We start from the raw sequence: 23,499 nt of genomic DNA, 5'->3' as shown, positions 1-23,499 counted from the left end.
GCTATTGCGCGGTGATCGGCGCCAGGCGTCCGAGCCAGGCGACCAGGGCGACGACCGCCAGCGCCACGCCGAGTTCCAGCTGGAGACTGCGCCGCAGCGCCATGACCGCCGAGTCCGTCCTGGTCGGATCGGCCAGGGCCGTCCGCAGGGCGGGCGTCAGCCGGAAGCGGTTGGCGGCGGCCAGGGCGACCATGACGGCGAACAGGACCAGCTTGAACAGGAGCAGGCGCCCGTAAGCGGTGGCCGCCAGCGCCGGCCATCCCGAGGGACCGACCAGGAACCAGCTGTTGACCAGGCCGCTGGCGACCAGCACGGCGACGAGCGCCGAACCCACGCCCGAGAAACCGGCCAGGGCGGCATGGAACACGGCCGTCCGGTCGGCGTCGCGTCGGCGATCGCTGGCGAGGCCGACGAAGAAGGCCAGGGCCCCGACCCAGACCGCCGCGGCGGCCAGGTGGGCGAGGTCGGCCAGCAGGTGGACGCCGCCCGCCAGGCCCTCGGTCGCCGCGCCGTGGCCCATCCAGGCCATGCTGGCGGTGGCGACGCCGCCCAGCCCCGCCGTCGCGATCCAGCCGACACGGCCTTGCGGCGCGAACAGCAGAACGGCCAGCGCCAAGGCCGCGGCCGCGGCTCGCACGAGCGAGGCCGCGCCCATCGCCATCTCGGTGATCACCGAGGCGAGGGTGGCCGGATCGAGCGCCGCGGCCAGCGATCCGGCCACGACCGCGGTCTGCAGGAGGAGGCCGAGAACGCTCGCCAAGGCCAGCAGAGCGGCCGACTCGCCAAGCAGCCGACGCGGCCAGCCCAAGGCGACGGCGCTGGAGGGACCGCCGGTCGGCAGGGCGTAGAGCGCGAACAGCGCCCCGCCCGTCAGCACGAAGCTCGTCATGTACTGCGCCCACCGAAGCAGGACGACGGCCGTCTCCATCGGCTACTTCACGGTGAAGGTGAAGGCGCCGTCCATGCGGTGGCCGTCATCGGCCGAGGCGGCGCGCCAGGCGACCTTGTAGACCCCGGCCATCAACTGGCCTTTCGGGACGCCGGTCATCGTCTTGCGGTCCTGCGAGACCGAGACCTTCACCGGCGCCTTCATGCCGTCGGCCATCGCCAGGTCGAAGGTCGAGAAGGCGGGGGCCAGCTTCTCGTTGAAGGTCAGACGGATCGTCTTGGGCGCGGCGACCGTCGCGCCCGCCACGGGATCGGAGGTCACCAGCCTGGCGTGGGCGCTGGCCGGTCCGGCGACCAGGACGCAAACGGAGACGACGGCGGGAACGAGGAGGGCGCGGAAGGCCATGGACGGGGTCCTGTCTAAGGGAGGCTTGCCCAAGACCCTACGCGGGCCGCCGATCCTTCCCTCACCCTGACAGGACTCCGTCGCCGCCGACAGCCGCGCCGCCCTCGGACGAGGGCGGCGGGTTCGGTGCGATGACGGGCTCAGGTCGCCAGGGATCCCGGATCGGCGACTGGCGCCGGCTCTTCACGCCCGCGCGTGTCCTTGATCCGGAACCAGATGGCGTAGAGTGACGGCAGGAAGACCAGCGTCAGGACCGTCCCCCCGATCGTCCCGCCGATCAGGGTGTAGGCCATTGAGGACCAGAACACCGAGAAGGTCAGCGGGATGAAGGCCAGGATGGCCGCCAGGGCGGTCAGGATCACCGGCCGGGCGCGCTGCACGGTCGCCTCGACGACGGCGTGGAACGAGTCCAGGCCGTCCTCCTGGTTGGTGTGGATCTGACCGATCAGGATCAGGCTGTTGCGCATGATGATGCCCGCCAGGCCGATCAGCCCGAGGATGGCGTTGAAGCCGAACGGCTGGTGGAAGATCAGCAGGGTCGGCGCGACCCCCACCAAGGCCAACGGCGCGGTCAGCAGCACCATGAACATCGCCGACAGCGAGCGGACCTGGAAGATGATCACCACCATCATCAGGATGAACATCAGCGGGAACACCGCGGCCAGGGCGACATTGGCCTTGCCGGCCTCCTCGATCGAACCGCCCATCTCGATCCGGTAGCCGGCCGGAAGGGCCGCGATGATCGGCTTGAGGTCCTTGAGCACCTGGGTGGAGACGTCCGGCGGCTGCAGCCGCTCGTCGATGTCGCCGCGCACGGTGATGGTCGTCAACCGGTCGCGACGGCGCAGGATCGGGTCTTCCATCCGCACCTCGGCGCGGCCGATCTGGTCGAGCGGGATGCGCTCGCCCGAGGCGCCCACCAGGGTGAAGGCGCCCAGCCTGGCCGGGTCCAGGCGGTCCTGACCGCTGGTGCGCGCCACGACCTCGACCGAACGGATGTCCTCGCGCACCTGGGTGACGGGCACGCCAGTCAGCAGGAACTGAAGCTGCTGGGACGCGTCGCTCGAACTGAGGCCGAAGGCGCGCAGGCGGTCCTGATCGAGCACGAAGTGCACGGTCGGGACGCGCTCGCCCCAGTCGGTATTGACCTGGCGAAGGGCGTCGTTGCGCAGCATCACGGCGCGGACCTGCTCGGCGATCCCGCGCACGCGCTCGGCGTCGGGGCCCATGACGCGGAAGGCGACAGGGAAGGGCGAGGGCGGGCCGAACACGATCTGGGTCGCGCGGATCTTGGCGCCCGGCACGGCGCCGCTGGCCGCGAACTGGCGCAGGCGCCGCTTGAGGGCGTCGCGCGCCTTCTGGTCGGGCGTCAGCACGACGATCTTGGCGAAGGACGGGTCGGGAAGTTCCGGCGAAATGGCCAGGAAGAACCGCGGCGCCCCTTGGCCGATATAGCTGGTGACGATCTTGGCCTCGGGCTGCTGGCGCAGCCAGGTTTCGACCTTGATCACCGCCTGGCTGGTCGAACCGATGCTCTGGCCCTCGGGCATCTGCACCTCGACCAGCACCTCGGGCCGGTCGGAGATCGGGAAGAACTGCTTCTTGGTCCCGCCCATCATCAGGACGGCGACCACCATCGCCACGCCCACCCCAGCCGCCACCTTGTAGCGGTTGGTCACCGTCCAGACGACCAGCGACCGCAGCCGGCGATAGCGCGGGGTGTCGTAGATCGCCGCGTGCCCGCCCTCGACGGGCTTGATCTTGGGGATCATCAGGACGCCGAGATAGGGCGTGAAGATCACCGCCACGAACCACGAGGTGATCAGGGCGAAGGCCACGACCCAGAAGATGTTGCCGGCATATTCGCCGGCGGTGGACTTGGCGAAGCCCACCGGCATCAGGCCGATGATCGTCACCAGCGTGCCGGCCAGCATCGGCGCGGCCGTGTGGCCCCAGGCGTAGGTGGCGGCCGAGACCCGGTCGCGACCTTCCTCCATCTTCACGACGATGGTCTCGATGATGATGATGGCGTCGTCGACCAGCAGGCCCAGAGACAGGATCAGGGCGCCGAGGGTGATGCGGTCGAAGTCGCGGCCGGTGACCAGCATGATCACGAAGACGCCCGCCAGGGTCAGGGGAACGGCCATGGCCACCACCAGCCCGACCCGGAAGCCCAGGCTGACCAGGCTGACGACGATGACCACCGCCAGCGCCACGAAGAACTTCAGCATGAACTCGTCATAGGCTTCGGTGATGTTCACCGACTGGTCGGTGACCTTGGTGAAGCTCATGCCCAGCGGCATCTCGGTCGAGATGGCCTTGGCCTCCTTGTCGAGGCTCTTGCCCAGCAACAGCCCGTTGTAGCGCTCCTTCATCACCACCCCGAGCTCGATGGCCGGCTCGCCGCCGCTGCGGATCAGGAAGGTGGCCGGGTCCTCGTAGCCGCGCTTGACCTCGGCGATGTCGGCCAGCTTGAGCGTCCGGCCGCCCACGACGATCGGCGTCTCCTTGATCTTCGCAAGGTCGTCCAGCGCGCCGTCGAGGCGGATCTGCACTTGCGGGCCCTGGGTCTCGATCGACCCGGCCGGGGTGACCAGGTTGCGGTCGTTGAGGGCGGCGAACAGGTCCCGCGGGCTCACGCCCAGGGTCGCCAAGCGCGCCTGCGAGAACTCCACGAAGATCTTCTCGGGCTGCTCGCCGATGATCATCACCTTCTTGACCCCGGGGACGTGCAGCAGCCGCTGGCGCAGGGTCTCGGCCTCGCGCACCAGGAGACGGTGGGGCTCGCCCTTGGCCTTCAAGGCGTAGAGCGTGAAGGTGACGTCGCCGTATTCGTCGTTGACGAACGGGCCGAGCACCCCGCGCGGCAGGCTGGCGGCCTCGTCGCCCATCTTCTTTCGGGCCTGGTAGAATTCCTCGGGCACCGCCTTGGCCGGGATCTGGTCCTTGAGGGTCAGGGTGGTGAAGGCCAGGCCGGGGCGGGTGAAGGTCTCGGTCCGGTCGTACCACTTCAGCTCCTGCAGCCGCTTCTCCAGCGGTTCGGCGACCTGGTCCTGCATCTCCTGGGCGGTGGCGCCGGGCCAGGCGGTGACGATGGTCATGACCTTGATCGAGAAGCTCGGGTCCTCGGCGCGGCCGAGCTTCAGGAAGGCGAAGGCGCCGGCGAAGGTGATCGCGATGATCAGGAACAGGGTGATCGAACGCTCGCGGACCGCCAGGGCGGAGAGGTTGAGGTTCATTGCGCCGCTCCGGCCTGGAGACGGACGCGCTGGCCCTGGTGCAGCATGTGGGCGCCCAGCGCCACGAAACGCTCGCCGCTGTTCAGGCCTTCGGAAAGGGTCACCGTCTCCCCGCCGACCGCGGCGATGCGCACGGGACGCCATTGGACGGTGGACGCGCGTGGTTCGACGACCCAGACGCCCGGTCCCTTGCCGGTGTCGTAGAGCGCCCCGATGGGCGCCTCCACGCCATGTCCGGCCTTGGCGTCCCCTTCCGTGGGCAGGGCCACGACCAGGGTCGAGCCCAGCGGCGCCTGGGCGGCCGCGCCGCTCAGCACGTACTTGGCCTCGTAGGTGCGGGTGCGCGGGTCGGCGGAGTCGGAAAGCTGCCGCAGCCGCGCCTGGCCGGCCCCGGCGCCGTCGGAGCCGTAGGCCTCGGCCACCGAGCCAAGCGCCGGGCGGACGGTTTCGGGCAGGGTGACGGTCGCCTCGCGCGGACCGGCCTGGGCCAGGCGGACGACCGGCTGGCCGGCGGCCACGACCTGTCCGGGCTCGGCCAGGGTCTCGACCACCACGCCGTCGGCGTCGGCGACCAGCACCGCATAGCCGGCGGTGTTGCGCGAAACGCTCGCCTGGGCCTCTGCCGCCTGGAGCTGGGCCTTGGCGGCGTCGGCGGCGGCCTTGGCCTGGTCGTAGGCGAGGGCCGAGACCGCGCCGACCGAGACCAGCCCGCGATAGCGCCGCTCGTCGGAGGCTGTCTGCACGGCGCGGGCCCGCGCGGCTTCGACCAGTTCGTTCTGGGCGGAAACCGCCAGGGCGTAGTCGGTGGCGTCGATGCGCATCAGCGGCTGGCCGCGCCGGACCGTCTGGCCGGCGTCGACCAGGCGGGCGATCACCTTGCCGCCGACGCGGAAGCCCAGGTCGCTCTGGACGCGGGCCGAGACGACGCCGCTGAACCGCCGCTCGACGCCGACGGCTTGGCCGGCCACCGCCACCCGCACGAGCGGCGGCTGGGTGCGGGGGTCCTGGTCGCCGGCCTTGCCGCCACAGGCGGCGAGCGGCGTGAGGCCGCCCAGGAGGAGGGCGACGGCGACGATGCGAGGCGACATGGCTTAAGGGTCCTGCCTTGACGGAAGGGCCTTAGGCTCGTTGCTTGTGACCAATTTGTCAACTGGTCACTTTTTGTCAGGACGCGAGGCTCCGAAGCACCAGGTTGATGGCCTTGGTGGGCGCTTCGGGCAAATCGTCCAGATTGTGCTTGAGCATCAGCGGATTCATGAAGCTCTGCATCACCAGCAGGATCGCTTCGCAGACCTCGTCGACAGGCGTCTTGCGCTCGAACTCGCCGGTCTCGCGGCCCAAGAGGATGATCTCGCGCAGCAGGGCCTCGGCCCGTTCGACATAGGCGATCGCCGATGGCCAGCGCTCTTCGGCCGAGTAGGCGGCGATGTCGTACAGCAGCTTGTCTTCGAAGAAGAGGTCGGCGCTGGTGCTGACTATACCATTGAAAAAGCGGCGTAACTTCTCGGTCGCCGTCTTGCCGTCGGCGATGCCGGCCTCGCCGGCGGCCAGCACCTTGTCCAGGCACTGGACGCAGATCGCCTGGCCGATCGCCTGCTTGGAATCGAAGAACTTGTAGATGTAGGCCTTGGAGAATCCGATCGCCTTGGCCAGGTCGGCGACTGTCGTCTTGCCATAGCCGTAGCGACTGAAATGGGCCTCGGCGGCCTCCACGATCTGGCCGCGGACGTCGTGGTCGGCTGGGCCGCGCTGGCCGGCGGCGGGGGGCGCTGGTTCGGTTGTGCTCATGCCCGGCACGCTATCATCGGACGCTACGATTGACAAACTTGTGACCATAAGAGAATTTAGTCACAGACCTGTTATCCTTAAAGCGAGTTCCCGATGCGCGCCGTCATCCTTCGGACCCTTCCGGCCGCCGTCGCCGTGGCCCTGCTCGCCGGGTGCGCGGTCGGTCCGGACTATGCGGCGCCGACCATAGCCGCGCCGCCTCGCTTCATGGGCGCGGCCGCCGTCGCCGCGCGCCAGCCCGCGCCCGCGCCGGTCGACGCCTGGTGGCGCGGCTTCAACGATCCCGTCCTGGATCGCTTGGTCGACCAGGCCCTGGCGCAGAATCTCGACCTGGCGCAGGCCGTCGCCCGCGTGACCCAGGCCCGGGCCGGCGTGCGCGCGGCGACCGCCGCCCTGCTGCCCTCGGCCTCGGTCGAGGCCCGCGGCGCCAAGGCCCATGCCTCGACCCAGACGCCGACAGGCCGGCTCCTGGCCGCCACGCCGGGGTTCGACCGGGACGGCGCGCTCTATGAAGCCAATCTCGTCGCCGGCTGGGAGCTGGACGTCTTCGGCGGAACCCGCCGCGAGCAGGAGGCGGCCAAGGCCGAGTACGAGGGCGCCCGGGCCGGCGTCGCCGCCGCGCGCCTAACCGTCGCCGCCCAGACCGCCGACACCTACATGCTGGTGCGCGGGCTGCAGGCGAGGCTGTCGGTCGCGCGCGAGCAGGTGGAGACCCAGGCGCGGCTCGTCGAGACGGTCCGCGTCCAGCGCGAGCAAGGCGTCGCCGCCGATCTTCAGTTCCAACAGGCGCTCGGCGCGCTCCAGCAGACCAAGGCCAGTGTTCCCGCGCTCGAGGAAGGCCTCGAGGCGGCGCTCAACGCCCTGGACGTGCTCCTGGGCGCCCAGCCGGGAACCTATCGCGCCGAGCTCGCGGCGCCGGCCCCGATCCCCGCAGCGCCCGGCCTGGCGGACGCCGGCGGTCCGGCCGAGCTGTTGCGGCGGCGTCCGGACCTCGTCGTGGCCGAGCAGCGGCTGCGCGCCAGCAACGCGCGCGTCGGCGCGGCCCTGTCGCAGTACTACCCCAAGTTCTCCCTGAGCGGGCTGGCGGGTACGGCCACCACGGCGAGCGACACCCTGTTCCAGGGTCCGGCGAGCCAGGTCCAGGGCCTGCTCGGCCTTCGCTGGCGTCTGTTCGACTTCGGCCGGGTCGGCGCCGAGGTGGGCGCCGCGCGGGGTCAGAAGGCCGAGGCGCTGGCCGCCTACCGGCAGTCGGTGCTGCGCGCGACCGAGGACGTGGAGAACGCGTTCACCAGCCTGGTCAAGCGCGAGGACCAGGAGCGGGTCCTTGCCGACGGCGAGGTGTCGCTGGCGCGGGCGAGGGACGCGTCCCAGGCCGCCTACGGCGCCGGCGTCGTCAGCCTGATCGAGGTCCTGGACGCCGACGCGCGGCTGCTGGCCGTGCGCGACGCCAGGGCCCAGGCTCGCACCGAGGCGGCGCGCGCCTCCATCCGCTCGTTCCAGGCGCTGGGCGGCGGCTGGCGCGACGCGCCCGGGAGAGACGCAGGCTAGGCGCTTGGCGCGTCCCACTAGCCCTTGGAAGACCGATCGGTTGCGGCGACTAACAAAACGCGATCTTGCGCGGCCAGCCGAGGCCCCGCCTTCCGCTACAAGACGCCATCGATCCTGAGCGCGACGCCGAACGGGTGCAGGGCGGCGTCGGGCAAGGTCACGCGCAGGCCTGTCCGGTCCTGGCGGAAGGGCAGGGGCGCCTTGTCGCCGACCAGGCTCACCCGCCGCACGGGGCGCTTGGCGTGACGCCCGTTCTGGGCGAGGCTGGCGATCGCGACCTGCCCGCCCTCCGGCCGGCCCAAGGTGATCGCATACAAGACCGCGCCCTTCGTCGTGAAGCGGATGTCCTGCGGCGTGAAGGGTTTCTGCTTGCCCTCGCTGAACATGCCGCTGGCCACGGCTGTGGGTCCTTCACCGAAGATCGTCCAGGGCCGCGTGCCGTGGATCGCGTCGGAGAACCGGCCCATCCATGCGCCGATCTCCTCGACGATCCGCCGCTCCTCGGAGTCGATCGTGCCATCGCCGCGCACGGGAATGCTGAGCAGCAGGTTGCCGTTCTTGGAGACGATGTCGCAGAGCCGGTGGATGACCTCGGCCGCGGGCAGGTAGCGCTTTTCCTCGAAGATGCGGCGATTGTAGTGCCAGTCGCCGATGCAGGTGTCGGTCTGCCAGGGCTCGGGGCTGATCTCGCCGCGCATGCCACGCTCGACGTCGGCGACGATGCCGGGGCGGTGGGTGTCGTGGGGCTTGATGTTGATCACCGCCTCGACCTTGCCGTGCCTTTGCAGCGACGCGTTGTAGTAGTGCGCGGCGATGTCCAGGCCCGCCTGTTCGAGCGGCAGATCGAAATTGTCGAAATAGACAAGATCGGGCTGGTAGCTGTCGATCAGGTCCTTGCACCTCAGATACCATTGACGGGTGAAGGCCGGATTGTTCAGCGGGGCCTTTTCGGTCCACACCCGGTCGTTGGCTTCGTGCCACGCGCTGGCGGCGGCGTTGGTCTGGATTCCATCGGGCAGCGGCATGACCGACCCGCCGTACAGCTGCTGGGGGTCCAGGCCTTCCCACCATTTTCCCCGTCCATCCGCCGCGAAGCGCTTGAAGGCGTCGTAGCGCTCGCCCTTTCGCGCGCCCTCGGGATCGTAGCCGTAGGCGGTCTGGAACCAGTGCCAGGCATGGGCCGAATGGTTGGAGACGCCAAAGCGCAGGCCCTGCTTGCGGGCCGCCTTGGCCCAGAGGCCGATGATGTCCTTCCCAGGGCCCAGGCGGACCGAGTTCCAGTCATGGAACCTGGAGTGGAAGGCGTCGAAATTGTCGTGGTGATTGGCCATCGCCACGAAGTATTTCGCGCCGGCCTTGGCATAGAGATCCAGCAGGTCGTCGGGATTCCAGTTTTCGGCCTTCCATCGGGGATAGATGTCCATGAAGCCCGTATCGGCCGGATGGCCATAGGTCTTCAGGTGGTGGTCGTAGGCGTGCTGTCCGGGCTGGTACATGCCGCGGGCGTACCAGTCGCCCGCTTCCGGCACGCATTGGGCGCCCCAGTGGGCCCACAGGCCGAACTTGGCGTCGCGAAACCAGTCCGGCGTCTGGTATCCGGCGTCAAGAGACTCCCAGGTCGGTTGGAACGGTCCCTTGGCGATCTGGTCGAACCCGGGGGGAACCAGGTCCGAAGCCAGGGCCGTCGAAGCGCCCATCAAGCCCGCCGCCGCTCCGCCCCGGAACAAGGCGCGTCTGGTCGGTGTCATGGTCGCTCTCCCTGAATTTTATATTTGAATTCTATTTCGGATATGACTTGTCTGAGTTTTTTGGATTGTCAAGGGATCGAGCCTGGATCGCTTGCTCGCCTGGGATCCCGAAAGCCGAGGCTTGCCGGTTGGCCTAGGTCGTCGACGGAGGAGAAATACGCCCCTCGAAGCGGTTGTGGAGGCAGGTCAACCAAGTGTGGTTGTCCTGTAAAAGTCAGACAATAGGACTTGCAGCGGGCCATCGGTCGGCTGTAGCACTTGCGCCAACAAGCGGGGGAAGGCGCTCATCACCGACCAGGCGTCGCCGCCATCACGGCGATTTCTGACGGTTGAAGCGCAGGGTCATCGTCGCTGATTTCGTAAGAGACACCGAGGAACGCCTCAAATGAAAACGAATCTGAGCCGTCGCGGCCTGCTGGGCGCCTCCGCGGCATTGGGCGCGGCGTTGCCCGCCGTCGCGGGGACCAAGCCGGCCCCGAAACAGGCGGCGAAGAAGACGCCGCTTCTGGCGCCGACCCCGCCGATGGGCTGGAACAGCTGGAACAGCTTCGCCACGACCATCACCGAAGCTCAGACCCTGGAGCAGGCCGACATCATGGCCCGCGAACTGCTGCCCGCCGGCTACGACATCCTGACCGTCGACATCCAGTGGTATGAGCCAGGGGCCAGCAGCTACACCTACGCCGCCAAGCCGGTCCCGACGCTGGACGACCATGGCCGGCTGCTGCCCGCCCCGAACCGCTTTCCGTCGAGCGTCGGCGGCAAGGGCTTCAAGCCTCTGGCGGACCGTTGCCGGGCCCTGGGTCTGCGCTTCGGCGTCCACCTGATGCGCGGCGCTCCGCGCCTGGCCGTCGAGCGCGGCCTGAAGGTGCTGGGCACGAACATCTCCATCGCCGACATCGTCGACAAGCGCAGCGTGTGCTCCTGGAACCCCGACATGTACGGGGTCGACATGAGCAAGCCCGGCGCCCAGGCCTATTACGACAGCGTCTTCGCCCTGCTGGCCTCGTGGGGCGTGGACTTCGTCAAGGTCGACGATCTGTGCCGCCCTTACGACGCCCACATGGCCGAGATCGAGGCGATCCACCGCGCGATCGGCCGCTCGGGCCGGCCGATCCTCCTGTCCATGTCGCCCGGCGAGACCCCTGTGGTGCGCGGCGACCATGCCCACCGCCACGCCCAGATGTGGCGGATCTCGGACGACTTCTGGGATGACTGGAACATGCTGGCCGCCCAGTTCACCCGGCTGGAGAACTGGTCGCCGCACATCGGCGACGGCGGCTGGCCGGACGCCGACATGCTGCCGCTGGGCCGCCTGGCCCTGGGCGAGCGCGACACCAAGTTCACCCCCGACGAACAGCGCACCCTGATGACCCTGTGGTCGATCGCCCGCTCGCCGCTGATCATGGGCGGCGACCTTCGCCATCTCGATGCGCCGACCAAGGCGCTGCTGACCAATCCCGAGGTCATCGCGGTCAACCAGGCCTCGCGCGACAACGGCCCCCATTTCCTGGAGGACGGAATCCGCGTCTGGACGGCCAAGGCGACCAGCGGCGACACCTATCTGGCGCTGTTCAACACCGGCGACAAGCCGCGCGAAGTCGGGGTCGACCTGAAGGCGATCGGCTTGCCGCCTTCGGTTTCCGTGCGGGATCTGTGGACGCGCGGCGGCCTCGGCAAGGCGACGGAAAGGGTCTCCGCGCAATTGCCCGCTCACGGCGCGGGCCTCTACCGCCTCGCCTGAAAGCGGGGCCAACTCGCTTCCCCTGCGCGACTCCGCTAAGCTCGGCCCATGCAAAGACGTGGATCGAAGGGGGAGGGGGCGGCAGGCGTCACGATCGTGGACATCGCCCGGCAGGCCGGCGTCTCGATCAAGACCGTCTCGCGGGTGATCAACCGCGAGGAAGGCGTGGGCGCCGAGGCGCGAGCCCGGATCGAGGACCTGATCGCCCGGCTCGGCTACCGGCCCAACGTCGCCGCCCGCCTGCTGTCCAGTCGGCGCAGCTACCTGATCGGCGTGATCTTCCTGCGCATGGGGGCCTACCACTATATCGGCGAGATCCAGGCGGGGGCGATGCGCGCCTGTCGCCGCGCCGGCTATCAGCTGGTGGTCGAGCAGGTCGGGGAGGGCGCCGCCGGCCCTCGCGAGACGTTGATCGAGACGCTGCGCGCCGGCCGTTTCGACGGCCTGGTTCTGACCCCGCCCGTCTGCGACGATCCAGAGCTGCTCGACATCGTCGAGAGTCACGGCCTGGCCTATGTCCGCATCGCGCCCGGCGGCGACTTTGGCCGTTCTCCCTATGTGTTCATGGACGACGCCTCGGCGGCCCGCGAGATCACCGATCGGCTCCTGGACCTTGGTCACAGGCGGATCGCGTTCATCGACGGGCCGCGGGAGCACACCGCCGCCACCCGCCGCCGCCAGGGCTATCTGGCCGCTCTGGGCGCCCGCGGCGTCACGCCCTGCGCCGACTTGATCCAGTCCGGAGACTTCGAAAGCCTCTCCGGCTTCGAGGTCACCGAGCGGCTGCTGGACCTTTCCCATCCGCCCACGGCGATCTTCGCGGCCAACGACGGCATGGCGGTCGGCGTGCTGGCCGCCGCGGCCAAGCGCGGACTGTCGGTTCCCGGCTCGCTTTCCGTGGTGGGGTTCGACGACAGCCCGGTCGCGGCGTCGGCATGGCCGCGACTGACGACGGTTCACCAACCCGTCGCGGAAATGGCCGAGGCGGCGGCCGACATGCTGATCGACGGTTTCGGAGACAAGCGATTCCGTGGCCGAACCCTGGTGCGGCAGTTGGACTTCCGCGTCGTGGACCGCGCATCGATTGCTCCGCCGCGCAAATCCGCTTCTGGGTTGTAGTGCTTCGTTGCCGCTTGTGGCGAAATCATAGAAGTCCACGCCCCCGACATCCTCTGTTTGGGAACTAAAATTCTAGACAGCGGTGTCTTTGAAAAACCGATAGACAACGTTGTCGTCGCATGATGTCTAATTAAGACAACGTTGTCGTGCGCATTGGATGCATCACGATCGCGTCCATCAAAGCCCCGGGACAGGGGCGGAGGAAACAATCGGTCGCCGCTCTGTGGCGTCCGTCAGGAAGCCGGTTCGCCGGCCGACGCTTCCGCGTCGGCTCCGGATGGCTTCGCGCAGGAAAGGGGAACAACATGCGCACAGTGCTCTTCGTTTCGACCGCCATGGCGATCGTGGGACTTCACGCGCCGGAGGCGTACGCCCAGGACACGGCGCAGGTTCAGCTCGACGAGGTGGTGGTCACCGCCCAGCGTCGCAGCGAGAACCTGCAGAAGACGCCTCTGACCGTTTCCGCGGTGACCGGCGAGAAGCTGGAGTCCCAGGGCATCAAGTCGGTGGTCGACCTGGGCAGCCAGGTCCCGGCCCTGCAGATCACCTCAAGCGGCGGCGGCGCGGCCCAGATCTTCCTGCGCGGCATCGGCAGCACCAACACCACCGAGGTCGGCGACCCGGCGGTGGCGTACCACATCGACGGCATCTACATCGCCCGGTCCACTTCGGTGGGCTCGCTGTTCTACGACGTCGACCGGGTGGAAGTGCTGCGCGGTCCGCAAGGCACGCTGTACGGCCGCAACGCCACCGCCGGCGCGATCAATGTCATCACCAAGAAGCCCAAGCTGGGCGACTACGAAGGCTACGGCTCGGTCGACGTCGGCAACTACGGGGCCCTGACCACCAGCGGGGCGGTTAACATTCCCCTCGGCGACACCCTGGCGGTCCGGGCCGCCTTCCAGCAAAGCCGTCACGACGGCTATGTCACCGCCCTCAACAAGGGCCCGGGCACCGGCGGCAATGACCGCTACGACCAGGACGACAAGTCGGCCCGGGTGCAGGCGCTGTGGAAGCCCAGCGACGTGTTCTCGGTGCGCCTGACCGCCGACTACCTGCACCAGGGCGGGGCCGGCGGCGGCGACCAGACCTACGGCACCGCTCGGGTGACCGGCGATCCGTGGACCTGCAACTGCTCGGTCAATCTCTATCGCAACAACCGGTTCTTCAGCACCGGCGGCGAAGCCAACTGGGACCTGGGCTTCGCCACCCTGACCTATCTGATGGGCTACAACTTCTCGCGCCTGGACCGCAACGGCGAGAACGCCAGCACCGGCGCGCCCAGCTACTTCAAGGGCAAGGACCACACCTGGTCGCACGAACTGCGGCTGGGCGGCGAGACCGGCGACCTGAAGTGGGTGGTGGGCCTCTACCGGTTCACCGAGGACAACAATGTCGACTTCCGGGTGTTCCTGGCGACCAACTCCTACCTGTCCTTCATCCAGCCGGAAGTGACCGCGGAGTCCTGGGCGGCGTTCGGCCAGGGGACCTATGCGGTGACGGATCGCCTGCGGCTCACCGCGGGCCTGCGCTACACGGAGGATCAGAAGGCTCGCAACGGCGGCACCTTCCTGACCAACGCGGCCGGCGCCATCACCTCGACCGTGGTGCTCAACGTCGCCGACGCCAAGTGGGACGCCACCAACTGGAAGCTCGGCGCCGACTTCGACCTGACGCCGGACTCGATGCTCTACGCCAATGTCGCCACCGGCTATAAGGCGGGGGGCTATTTCGACGGCGTCGGCCAGAACACCTACGAGCCGGAGAAGATCACCTCGTACGAGGCCGGCGTGAAGAACCGCTTCCTCGACAACCGCCTGCAGCTCAACGCCTCGGCCTTCCTCTACGACTACAAGGACTTCCAGGTTTCGGCGGTTGGGGTGATCGCCGGCCAGAACGCCACGGTTACGCTGAACGCCGACAAGGCCCGGGTCTACGGGCTGGAGCTGGAAAGCAACCTCGTGCTGACCGAGCATGACCGGATCGACGCCACGCTGGGCTGGATCCACGCCGAATACACCGATTTCGTGCTGCCGCTGGGCGACGCCTTCGCCAACAACAACGCCAATGCGGCGGTAGCCGGCTGCTATACGGCCAACTTCGCCGCCGCCGCCCCGCGCTCGACCGACTTCTCGGGCTGCCGGATGGCCCGGACCCCGGCCTGGACCGTGAACCTGGGTTACCAGCACGTCTGGGATCTATCGTTCGGCGGCACGCTGACCGGGCGGGTCCAGACCCATTATGAAAGCGGCAAGAACCTGGAATATCACGGCTTCGTCCAGAACAGGCAGGACGGCTTCACCAAGTCCGACGTCAGCCTGACCTACGCCAGCGCCGACGACCGGTGGACCCTGCAGGGCTATGTGCGGAACATCGAGAACGAGGACGTCCGCACCGCCTCGTCGCCCAACGCCACCACCGGCCTGGCCACCAATGGCAACGCCGACTTCTACGCCCCGCCGCGCACCTACGGCGTGCGCCTGGGCGTGACCTTCTAGACCTGCTGCCTGGCTCCCGGCGGACCTGCCCGCCGGGAGCTGTCTTTTCTCGTTTCGAGTTCCCGTATGTCCCTGTTTCGCCGTCTGCTCCTGACCGCCGCCGCGATCGCCCTGGCGCCCGCCGCCATGGCCGCTCCCGTCCAGCCCGCCCTCGGTTCCCGCAGCGGCGCGACGATCGCCGTGGACGGGCTGAAGTTCCGCGACCTCGACCGCGACGGAAAACTGTCGCCCTACGAGGACTGGCGGCTGGATCCTGGCCGGCGGGCCGCCGACCTGACGGCCCGCATGACGCTGGACGAGAAGGCCGGGGCGATGATGCACGGCACCGTGCCCGCCAAGGGGCCGTTGGGCGTCGCCGGGATCGGCGCCGGCTACGACCTCGACAAGGCCGCGCCGCTGATCCGGTCACGCCATGTCGAGACCTTCATCACCCGGCTGTCGGGCGCGCCGGCGATGCTGGCCGAGCAGAACAACGCCCTCCAGGCTCTGGCCGAGGACACGCGGCTGGGCATACCGGTGACGATCAGCACCGATCCCCGCAACCACTTTCAGTTCACCGCCGGCGCCAGCGTGACCTCCGGTGGCTTTTCGCAATGGCCCGAAGCCACCGGCCTGGCCGCGATCGGCGACCCGGCCCTGACCCGGCGCTTCGGCGAAGTCGCACGCAAGGAATACCGCGCGGTCGGCATCCACCAGGCGCTGTCGCCGATGGCCGACCTGGCCACCGAGCCGCGCTGGTCGCGGATCAATGGCACGTTCGGCGAGGACCCTGTGCTGGTCGGGACCATGGTCAAGGCCTATGTTCAGGGCTTCCAGGGCGGCGACACGGGCCTGGCGGCCGACGGCGTCTCGGCCGTGGTCAAGCATTGGGTCGGCTACGGCGCCTCGGCCAAGGGCTTCGACGGCCATAACCGCTATGGCCGCTACGCCGTGTTCCCAGCCGGCCAGTTCGACCAGCACGTCAAGCCGTTTGACGACGCCTTCGCCGCCGGCGTCGTCGGGGTCATGCCGACCTACGCGATCCTCCAGGGCGTCAAGCTTGACGGCAAGCCGCTCGAGCCCGTCGGGGCGGGCTTCAGCCGGCAACTGCTGACCGACCTGTTGCGCGGCAAGCACGGCTTCAAGGGCCTGGTCATCTCGGACTGGGCGATCACCAACGACTGCGGCCAGACCTGCCGCGACGGTTTCCCGGCCGGCCAGGCGCCTGGTTTCGAGGGATTCTCCACCGCCTGGGGCGTGGAGGACCTGAGCAAGGTCGACCGCTACGCCAAGGGCGTCAACGCCGGCCTCGACCAGTTCGGCGGCGTCGAGGACACGGCCGAGCTGGTGGCGGCGGTCAAGGGCGGCAAGATCACCGAGCAACGGATCGACCAGTCCGTGCGGCGGGTCCTGCAGGTCAAGTTCGAACAGGGCCTGTTCGAGAACCCCTATGTCGATCCCAAGACCGCCGAGGCGATCGTCGGGGCCCCGGCCTTCGTCGCCGAAGGCCGCGCCGCCCAGAGCCGGGCCCTGACCCTGCTGGAGAACAAGGCCGGCCTGCTGCCGCTGAAGGGCGCCGGGCGCAAGGTGTGGCTGATGGGCGTCTCGCCCGAGGCGGCCAAGGCTCACGGCCTGACGCCGGTGACCGATCTGGCCCAGGCCGAGCTGGCGATCATCCGCACCGCCGCGCCGTTCCAGACCCTGCACCCGACCTACACCTTCGGCGCCCGCCAGCATGAGGGCGACCTGTCGTTCAGGGACGACGCGACCGATTATGAGGCGATCAAGGCCGCCTCGGCCAGGGTCCCCACCATCGTCAGCGTCTATCTCGACCGCCCGGCCGTCCTGACCAACGTCAGGGACAAGGCGACGGCCCTGATCGGCGACTTCGGGGCCAGCGACGACGCCTTGCTCGACGCGCTGACCGGGGCGGTCGCGCCGCAAGGTCGCCTGCCGTTCGAACTGCCCTCGTCGATGGCCGCCGCCGAGGCCCAGGCCGAGGACGCCCCCCACGACTCCGTCAAGCCGCTCTATCCGATACACTACGGCCTGACCTATTAAGGACGACGTCATGCACCGCTACGCCCTGATCGCCTTCTCCGTCGCCAATCTCATGTCCGCTTCGGCTTTCGCCGCGGATCCCGTGGTCAAGACGACCTACGGCCCCGTCGCCGGCCGGCAGGCCGACGGCGTGGACGCATTCAAGGGCGTGCCGTTCGCCGCGCCGCCCGTGGGCGACCTGCGCTGGCGCGCGCCCCAGCCGCCCGCCGCCTGGACCGCCGTGCGTTCGGCGGCGGCCTACGGCCCCGACTGCATGCAGAACCCGTTCCCCGGCGACGCCGCGCCCCTGGGCGTCCAGCCGGCCGAGGATTGCCTCTACGTCAATGTCTGGACGCCGGCCGGGGCCGAGACAGCCAAGACCAAGCGGCCGGTGATGGTCTGGATCTACGGCGGCGGCTTCGTCAACGGCGGCTCTTCTCCGGCGGTCTATTCCGGCGATCGCTTCGCCCGCGACGGCGTGGTGCTGGTCAGCTTCAACTATCGGGTCGGGCGTTTCGGCTTCTTCGCCCACCCGGCCCTGACCGCCGAGAACGCCGACGGCGGCCTGCTGGGCAACTATGCGCTGCTCGACCAGATCGCGGCGCTGAAATGGGTGCGCGACAATATCGCGGCGTTCGGCGGCGACCCAGGCAACGTCACCGTTTTCGGGGAATCGGCCGGCGGCGTGTCGGTGCACGACCTGCTGACCTCGCCGCTGGCCAAGGGGCTGTTCCACAAGGCGATCATCCAGTCGGGCGGCGGCCGGCCGAGGCTCCTGCCGACCCTGCCGCTGCGGGCCGCGAACGGCGAGCGCTCGGCCGAGAGCGCGGGCCTGGCCTTCGCCGCCAAGGCCGGCGTCAGCGGGGAGGGGCCGGACGCCCTGGCGGCCCTTCGCGCCCTGCCGGCCGACGCGGTGGTCGACGGCCTGAACATGGCCACCGCGGGCACGCCCACCTGGGGCGGCGGGCCGATGATCGACGGCAAGATCCTGGCTCGCGAACCGCTGGCCGCCTACGCCGCCGGCGCCTGGAGCAAGATGCCGGTGATGGTCGGGGCCACCGGCGCCGACGGTTTCTTCTTCGGCGGGACCCGCGACCAGGTGTTCGCGCCGTTCGGAGACCAGCGCGCCGCCGCCGAGGCCGTCTACGACCCGACCGGCAAGGACGACATCAAGGTCTACGGCTGGAAGGCGGCCGGCGATCGGATGTTCATCGAGCCCTCGCGCAAGATCGCCCGCATCCTGTCCGAGCAGGGCGCGCCGGTCTGGCAGTACCGCTTCTCCTACGTGGCCGAAAGCCAGCGCAAGGACTGGTGGGGCGCGCCGCACGCCACCGAGATCCCGTTCGTGTTCGATACCGTCGACGCCCGCTACGGCGCGGCCCTGACCCCGGCCGACGCCGCCGCGGCCAAGGCCGCCCACGCCTACTGGATCGCCTTCTCCGCCAAGGGCGCGCCGGTAGCGGCGGGGCAGCCGGCCTGGCCGCGGTTCGACGCCAAGAGCGATACGATCATCGACTTCGCCAATGACGGGGTGAAGGTCGGCGCCGATCCGCTCAAGGCGCGGCTGGACCTGGTCCAGGCCTCGATCCCCGGCGGGTAGGCCGATGAGCGTACGATCAGCCATGACCGTCGCCGACCGCGAGACCTTCCTGGCCCTGCGCCGGGTCTTGCCGGCGACGACCAAGGTCTGCCTGCGGGGGACGTTCGGGATCAGCGAGACCACCTGGGTCAAGCTGCGCGACGGTCGCCCGGTCAAGGCCAGCACGCTGGAGCGCGTGCTGGACCGCTACCGAGCGCTTTGCGGCTACGCGTCGGCCGGCGAGACCCCCTTCGACTCGCCATCGGTCTCAGCCGCGATGGGACACGGCTATCGAGCCGATGGCTTGGGCCGCACCTCGACGATGGAGCCGTCCGGCGCATAGCTCAGCGGCTCGATCGCGATCGAGCGCCGATGGCTTCCGCCGCCGGGCAACAGCGCGTCGTGATAGAAGAACCAGGTCTTGCCCTTGTCCTGCAGGATCGCCTGGTGGTTGGTCGAGATCTTCAGATAGTCGAGGATCACGCCGCGATAGGCGTAGGGACCCGTCGGGGTCTTGGCGGTGGCGTAGACGATCTGGCCGGGCCAGCCGGTGGAAAAGCTGAAATAGTAGAGACCCTTGTGCTTGTGCAGGAAAGGGGCCTCTCCGTAGGCCTTCTTCGGGTCGTCGGCCGGGAAGCCGGTGACGGCGATGTCCTGGATCGGCCCGGCCAGGCTCTTCATGTCCGCGCCCAGCTTGACGATCTTGGGCACGCGGGTGCCGAAGACCATGTAGGCCTGGCCGTCGTCGTCGATCAGCACCTGCGGGTCGATCGGCTCGGCCCCGGCGTTGGCGTCGCGGGCCTTGTCGACCAGCGGCGCGCCGATGGCGTCGTGGAACGGCCCTTCGGGACGATCGGCCACGGCGACGCCGATCTTGTCGCCGCCGACCGGGGCGTAGAAGTAGTACTTGCCGTTGCGGTAGGCGGCCTCGGGCGCCCAGGCCTTGGCGTCGGGCTTGGCCCACTTGAACACCGACACCCCCAGGAACGCGCCGCCGTCCTTCCAGGTCTTCAGGTCCTTGGAGGTATAGAGCCGCCAGGTCGTCGAGTCCCAATAGGTCCCCGAATTGGACGCGTCGTCGGTGGCGTAGAGATAGTAGCCGCCCTTGAACGCGTGCGGCGAGGGATCGGCGTTGAAGCGCGGACTGATCGGCTCGCCGGCCAGGGCCGGCCCGGCGAGCAGGGCGGCGAGGACGAGGGCGAAACGTTTCATGGGGACTCCTTGAATTCGGCGACTCCGACGGTCACCGACCTTAGCAGGCGACGAGGCGGATGACCGCTATCGCGGCGGCGTCGCTTCGGCGGGACGGGCCTTGTCGGGCGAGGTCCCCGCGCCCGCGAACGGCTCCAGGCGGAAGCTGACCCGCGTGGGCTCCAGTTTGGTGCGGTACTTCATGTGCGGCAGGCCGAAGCTGTTCCAGGCGGTGTCGCCGCCGATCCCCCACTGGACGGCGTCCACCAGCAGGGTTGCGTCCCCGTGCGGGACGATGTCGGTCGACTTCCAGGTTCCGGGCGGGCGGCGATAGAGGTCTTCATAGGGGAAAGCCAGGGCCGTCATCATCAGGGGCTTGTCGGCGGCCACCCGCACGCCGCGTCCCCGGCCGCTCAGTTCCATCCATCGGACGTCGATCTTGTTGCCGGTGTCCTGGGGCCGCATGTAGTCGTGGTTCTGGTCGGCGACGGCCCCGCGCCACAAGCCGATCGGGGCCGAGGTGTAGCGGTCGACATAGGTCTCGTGCGGGCCGCGGCCGTACCACTCGACGGTCTTGAGATCCGCCGGAACCGAATACCACAGGCCCACGCGCACGGGCGGCGGCAGGTCGTCCTTCAAGGGGGTGAGTTCGCCGACCACGGCGACGGAGCCGTCCCCGGCCATGGTATAGGTGGTGGTGAACCGCGCCGCGCCGGCTCCCAGGGCGTAGTCGACAACGATCTGGCGGTCCCCGGCGACGGTGCGGGTCGTCACGGCGCGCAGCTGGCGCTGCTTGGTCATCTCCTGCCAGGGCCGCTGCTGAGCGGTCAGGCCGGTTCCGGTGTCGTTGTCGGTCTCGGCGCGGAAGAAGTTGGGCTGGCCGCCCTTGGCCAGGACGACGCCGTCCTTGGCGTAGGCCTCGACCAGGCCGGTGGCCTTGTCGATGGTCAGGGTGGCGCCGGCGGCCGAGGCGGTGATCGCCGCGCCAGTCTCGGCCAGCGACACCGCGCCCGAGCGGGCGACGGCCGGAGCCGGCGTCGCCGAGACGGCGAACTGCTCCCAGCCGACCGTGTAGCCGGCCGGGGTCAACGGCACGGCGCCAGCCTTGGCTTTGGCCCGGACCGTGACGAAATACTCCGCGCCCGGCTTGGCTTGGATCTTCGGCAGCGGCAGGACGACGTCCTCCACGCCCCGCGCGGCGGTCTTCAAGGCCGGCAGCTGGCCCGAGGCGATCGCCACGCCGTTCTCCTCCAGCACCCAATCGAAGTCGAAGCCCGAGAGGTCGCGGAAGTCGTGGCGGTTGGTCACCGTGACGCGGCCGGTCGCGGGGTCGAAAGCGCCGAACTGGATCGGCGAGAGCACCTTGCCGACTTCGTAGAACTGGGGGTTGGGGGTGCGGTCGGGCTGGAGCAGGCCGTCGCCGAACTCGACGTCGCCGCCGGGGTTGGGGCCGTACTCGCCGCCATCGCCCCAGTAGCGTCGGCCGTCCTTGGTGTAGCGGTACATCGACTGGTCCACCCAGTCCCAGATGAAGCCGCCCTGCAGCTTGTCGTAGCGGTAGATGGTGTCCCAGTAGTCCTTGAAGTTGCCGCCGGAATTGCCCTGCATGTGCGAATATTCGCACTGGATCATCGGCTGGGTGCGGCTGGGGTCGGTGGCCCAGTCGACCATCTTGGTCAGGTCGTCATACATCGGCGCATAGATGTCGACATAGCTGTTGGGCACGTGCTCCCAGGGCCGCGCCCCCCAGCCGAGGTATGAGATCAGGCGCGAGGGATCGCGCTTGCGGACCGCGGCGGCGGCCTTCTCGAAATTGGGTCCGATGCCGGCCTCGTTGCCCAGCGACCAGAAGATCACCGACGGATGGTTCTTGTCGCGCTCGACCATGTTCATCACGCGGCTGACATGGGCCTGCTCCCAGGCTGGGTCGAAGCCGATCTGCCGCTTGTCACGCTGTGACGGGTCGGCGTTGCCCCAGCCCATATAGGCGTGGCTCTCGATGTCGGCCTCGTCCATCACATAGAGGCCGTATTCGTCGGCCAGGGCGTACCACAGCTCGGCGTTGGGATAGTGCGAGGTGCGCACGGCGTTGATGTTGTTGCGCTTCATCAGCTCGATGTCGCGGCGCATCGAGGCTTCCGAGATCACGTGGAAGGTCTCGGGGTCGTGCTCGTGGCGATTGACGCCGCGGATGACGATCGGCTTGCCGTTGACCGCCACCCGGCCGTTCCTGATCTCCACGGTGCGAAAGCCGATCCGCTGCGGCGTGGCCTGGATCACCTTGCCGTTGGCGTCCAGCACCTCGACCAGCAGGGTGTAGAGGTTGGGGGTCTCGGCGGTCCAGGCCTTCACCCCCGGCACGCTGGCCGCCAGAGTCTCGGTCCTGGCCGCCCCGGCCGCGACCTTGGCCGCCTTGGTCAGCACGGTGTTGTCGCCGTCCAGCAGGGTCATGCGCACGGTGACCGGCTTGTCGCGGGCCGCCAGGGCCACGTCGGTCGACAGCACGCCGTCCTTGTAGGCCTTGTCCAGGCCGGCATGGACGAACAGGTCGCTGGCCGCGGCCTTGGGGACGGCCTTCAGATAGACCGACCGCTCGATGCCCGAGACCCGCCAGAAGTCCTGGTCCTCCAGGTAGCTGCCGTCCGACCAGCGGTGAATCTGGATGGCGACGATGTTGGGCTGGCCGGCCTTCAGCAGCTTGGTGACGTCGAATTCCGACGGCAGCTTGGAGTCCTCCGAATAGCCGGCCTCCACGCCGTTGACCCACACCTGGTAGGCCGAGCCGGCCGCGCCGATGTGCAGGATCACGGCCTGGCCGCTCCAGCCGGCCGGGATCTCGAAGGTGCGCCGATACGAGCCGACCGGATTGGTGGCGTGGGGGATCAGCGGCCGGTTGGCGGGGAACGGATAGGTGATGTTGTTGTAGCGCGGCTGGTCATAGCCCTCGGTCTGCCACAGGGCCGGGACCTTGATGGTCTTCCAGGCCGAGACGTCATAGTCCGGGTTCTCGAAGCCTTCAGGAACCGCGTCCGACGACGGCGAGAAGCTGAACGACCACGGCCCGTCCAGCGACTGGTAGCGCGCCGACCGGGTCATGTCGCCGGCCAGGGCTGCCTCGCGGCTCTCGAACGCAAAGTGCGTGGCGCTGGCCGCCAGCTTGCCGCGCGCGAACACCGCCGGGTTCTCCCAGTCCGGACGCGAGGCGTCCACCTGCACCGGCTGGACGCGGGGCGTTTCCTCCGCCTGGGCGGCGAAGCCCATCGCCAGCCCGGCCAGGCTCGCCGCCACCACGCTTCGCTTCATTCCACTCTCTCCTGACCCAGGCCTCGCCGGACTCACGCCTGTTTTCCAACACCCGCGGTTCGAAGGGGGCGGGCGCATATGCCACGGAGACCACGACTGGACCCGGTGGTCTCCTCCATCCTTGTCGTCAACGCTCTCAACGCTCGGCTGAAGCGCTCTTCACCGAGGGTTGTAGATCTCCATCTGGCCTGACCAATATGGAAATATTGAAAAAAAAATTCTAGATCTATAACGAAAAATAATATAGAAACCAAATTGGCTATATGAAATAGGTCAGTGATATCAATGTCATTGTAGCCGATCCAAGGGTGCGACACGGGGGTGGGCGTACCGGAAATATTGTCCTGACCAGTCAATGTTTTCCGGTTCAACCGATGTCGCGAAGAGGTCGGGCCAATAAGCCGCCAAGGCAATGGCCGCAAACGAGGA

General features: G+C 68.7%; 15 protein-coding genes. 7 read left to right on the top strand and 8 right to left on the bottom strand.

Features of this window, described 5'->3' with window-relative positions:
- Nucleotide 1: 1 nt before the first annotated feature.
- From copD to J2X41_RS02665, 5 genes are all read right to left on the bottom strand, one after another.
- On the bottom strand, nucleotides 2-928 hold the full coding sequence (gene copD, locus J2X41_RS02685; RefSeq protein ID WP_310079410.1) for a copper homeostasis membrane protein CopD: 927 nt from the start codon (nucleotides 926-928) through the stop codon (nucleotides 2-4).
- Nucleotides 929-931: 3 nt separating this feature from the next.
- The gene (gene copC, locus J2X41_RS02680) at nucleotides 932-1,294 is read right to left on the bottom strand and encodes a copper homeostasis periplasmic binding protein CopC (protein ID WP_310079407.1); all 363 of its coding nucleotides are present in this window, start codon (nucleotides 1,292-1,294) and stop codon (nucleotides 932-934) included.
- Between the two features lie 140 nt (nucleotides 1,295-1,434).
- Nucleotides 1,435-4,533 carry an efflux RND transporter permease subunit gene (locus J2X41_RS02675; RefSeq protein ID WP_310079403.1) on the bottom strand — a complete coding sequence of 1,033 codons (3,099 nt, stop codon included), beginning with the start codon at nucleotides 4,531-4,533 and terminating at the stop codon, nucleotides 1,435-1,437.
- Complete coding sequence (locus J2X41_RS02670) at nucleotides 4,530-5,621, bottom strand: efflux RND transporter periplasmic adaptor subunit (protein WP_310079400.1); 1,092 nt, start codon at nucleotides 5,619-5,621, stop codon at nucleotides 4,530-4,532. Before J2X41_RS02670 ends, J2X41_RS02675 begins: the two co-directional genes overlap by 4 nt.
- Before the next feature lie 76 nt (nucleotides 5,622-5,697).
- Entirely contained in the window at nucleotides 5,698-6,321 is a 624-nt protein-coding gene (locus tag J2X41_RS02665) for a TetR/AcrR family transcriptional regulator (RefSeq protein WP_310079398.1), read from the bottom strand.
- 93 nt (nucleotides 6,322-6,414) lie between these two features.
- Between J2X41_RS02665 and J2X41_RS02660 the strand changes: the two genes are divergently transcribed.
- Entirely contained in the window at nucleotides 6,415-7,869 is a 1,455-nt protein-coding gene (locus J2X41_RS02660) for a TolC family protein (RefSeq protein WP_310079396.1), read from the top strand.
- 95 nt (nucleotides 7,870-7,964) lie between these two features.
- Here the strand turns inward: J2X41_RS02660 and J2X41_RS02655 are convergent, their stop codons facing one another.
- Nucleotides 7,965-9,617: an alpha-L-fucosidase gene (locus tag J2X41_RS02655; RefSeq protein ID WP_310079394.1), complete on the bottom strand. Its 1,653-nt coding sequence runs from the start codon at nucleotides 9,615-9,617 to the stop codon at nucleotides 7,965-7,967.
- 385 nt (nucleotides 9,618-10,002) lie between these two features.
- On the opposite strand from J2X41_RS02655, the gene J2X41_RS02650 reads away from it, so the two are divergent.
- The 6 genes from J2X41_RS02650 (at nucleotide 10,003) to J2X41_RS02625 (ending at nucleotide 18,919) form a co-directional block, all read left to right on the top strand.
- On the top strand, nucleotides 10,003-11,361 hold the full coding sequence (locus tag J2X41_RS02650; RefSeq protein WP_310079392.1) for a glycoside hydrolase family 27 protein: 1,359 nt from the start codon (nucleotides 10,003-10,005) through the stop codon (nucleotides 11,359-11,361).
- 96 nt (nucleotides 11,362-11,457) lie between these two features.
- The gene (locus tag J2X41_RS02645) at nucleotides 11,458-12,480 is read left to right on the top strand and encodes a LacI family DNA-binding transcriptional regulator (protein ID WP_310079390.1); all 1,023 of its coding nucleotides are present in this window, start codon (nucleotides 11,458-11,460) and stop codon (nucleotides 12,478-12,480) included.
- A 305-nt stretch (nucleotides 12,481-12,785) separates the two neighbouring features.
- On the top strand, nucleotides 12,786-14,978 hold the full coding sequence (locus J2X41_RS02640; RefSeq protein ID WP_310079388.1) for a TonB-dependent receptor: 2,193 nt from the start codon (nucleotides 12,786-12,788) through the stop codon (nucleotides 14,976-14,978).
- A 66-nt stretch (nucleotides 14,979-15,044) separates the two neighbouring features.
- The gene (locus tag J2X41_RS02635; RefSeq protein WP_310079386.1) at nucleotides 15,045-17,018 is read left to right on the top strand and encodes a glycoside hydrolase family 3 N-terminal domain-containing protein; all 1,974 of its coding nucleotides are present in this window, start codon (nucleotides 15,045-15,047) and stop codon (nucleotides 17,016-17,018) included.
- Nucleotides 17,019-17,028: 10 nt separating this feature from the next.
- Nucleotides 17,029-18,597: a carboxylesterase family protein gene (locus J2X41_RS02630; protein WP_310079383.1), complete on the top strand. Its 1,569-nt coding sequence runs from the start codon at nucleotides 17,029-17,031 to the stop codon at nucleotides 18,595-18,597.
- 4 nt (nucleotides 18,598-18,601) lie between these two features.
- Nucleotides 18,602-18,919, top strand: a complete 318-nt coding sequence (locus J2X41_RS02625; RefSeq protein WP_310079381.1) for a hypothetical protein — start codon at nucleotides 18,602-18,604, stop codon at nucleotides 18,917-18,919.
- Here the strand turns inward: J2X41_RS02625 and J2X41_RS02620 are convergent.
- Both J2X41_RS02620 and J2X41_RS02615 read right to left on the bottom strand, forming a co-directional pair.
- Nucleotides 18,865-19,788: a family 43 glycosylhydrolase gene (locus J2X41_RS02620; RefSeq protein ID WP_310079379.1), complete on the bottom strand. Its 924-nt coding sequence runs from the start codon at nucleotides 19,786-19,788 to the stop codon at nucleotides 18,865-18,867. The genes J2X41_RS02625 and J2X41_RS02620 overlap by 55 nt on opposite strands.
- A 66-nt stretch (nucleotides 19,789-19,854) precedes the next feature.
- On the bottom strand, nucleotides 19,855-23,070 hold the full coding sequence (locus J2X41_RS02615; protein WP_310079377.1) for a glycoside hydrolase family 2 TIM barrel-domain containing protein: 3,216 nt from the start codon (nucleotides 23,068-23,070) through the stop codon (nucleotides 19,855-19,857).
- Between the last annotated feature and the right edge of the window lie 429 nt (nucleotides 23,071-23,499).

This window comes from Caulobacter sp. BE254 (assembly GCF_031457295.1).
GTDB lineage: Bacteria > Pseudomonadota > Alphaproteobacteria > Caulobacterales > Caulobacteraceae > Caulobacter.
This window is presented reverse-complemented; position numbering and strand designations above follow the sequence as displayed.

Coding starts and splice junctions, on each gene's coding strand:
- copD (WP_310079410.1), bottom strand. CDS start 928: ATGGAGACGGCCGTCGTCCTGCTTCGGTGGGCGCAGTACATGACGAGC.
- copC (WP_310079407.1), bottom strand. CDS start 1,294: ATGGCCTTCCGCGCCCTCCTCGTTCCCGCCGTCGTCTCCGTTTGCGTC.
- J2X41_RS02675 (WP_310079403.1), bottom strand. CDS start 4,533: ATGAACCTCAACCTCTCCGCCCTGGCGGTCCGCGAGCGTTCGATCACC.
- J2X41_RS02670 (WP_310079400.1), bottom strand. CDS start 5,621: ATGTCGCCTCGCATCGTCGCCGTCGCCCTCCTCCTGGGCGGCCTCACG.
- J2X41_RS02665 (WP_310079398.1), bottom strand. CDS start 6,321: ATGAGCACAACCGAACCAGCGCCCCCCGCCGCCGGCCAGCGCGGCCCA.
- J2X41_RS02660 (WP_310079396.1), top strand. CDS start 6,415: ATGCGCGCCGTCATCCTTCGGACCCTTCCGGCCGCCGTCGCCGTGGCC.
- J2X41_RS02655 (WP_310079394.1), bottom strand. CDS start 9,617: ATGACACCGACCAGACGCGCCTTGTTCCGGGGCGGAGCGGCGGCGGGC.
- J2X41_RS02650 (WP_310079392.1), top strand. CDS start 10,003: ATGAAAACGAATCTGAGCCGTCGCGGCCTGCTGGGCGCCTCCGCGGCA.
- J2X41_RS02640 (WP_310079388.1), top strand. CDS start 12,786: ATGCGCACAGTGCTCTTCGTTTCGACCGCCATGGCGATCGTGGGACTT.
- J2X41_RS02635 (WP_310079386.1), top strand. CDS start 15,045: ATGTCCCTGTTTCGCCGTCTGCTCCTGACCGCCGCCGCGATCGCCCTG.
- J2X41_RS02630 (WP_310079383.1), top strand. CDS start 17,029: ATGCACCGCTACGCCCTGATCGCCTTCTCCGTCGCCAATCTCATGTCC.
- J2X41_RS02625 (WP_310079381.1), top strand. CDS start 18,602: ATGAGCGTACGATCAGCCATGACCGTCGCCGACCGCGAGACCTTCCTG.
- J2X41_RS02620 (WP_310079379.1), bottom strand. CDS start 19,788: ATGAAACGTTTCGCCCTCGTCCTCGCCGCCCTGCTCGCCGGGCCGGCC.
- J2X41_RS02615 (WP_310079377.1), bottom strand. CDS start 23,070: ATGAAGCGAAGCGTGGTGGCGGCGAGCCTGGCCGGGCTGGCGATGGGC.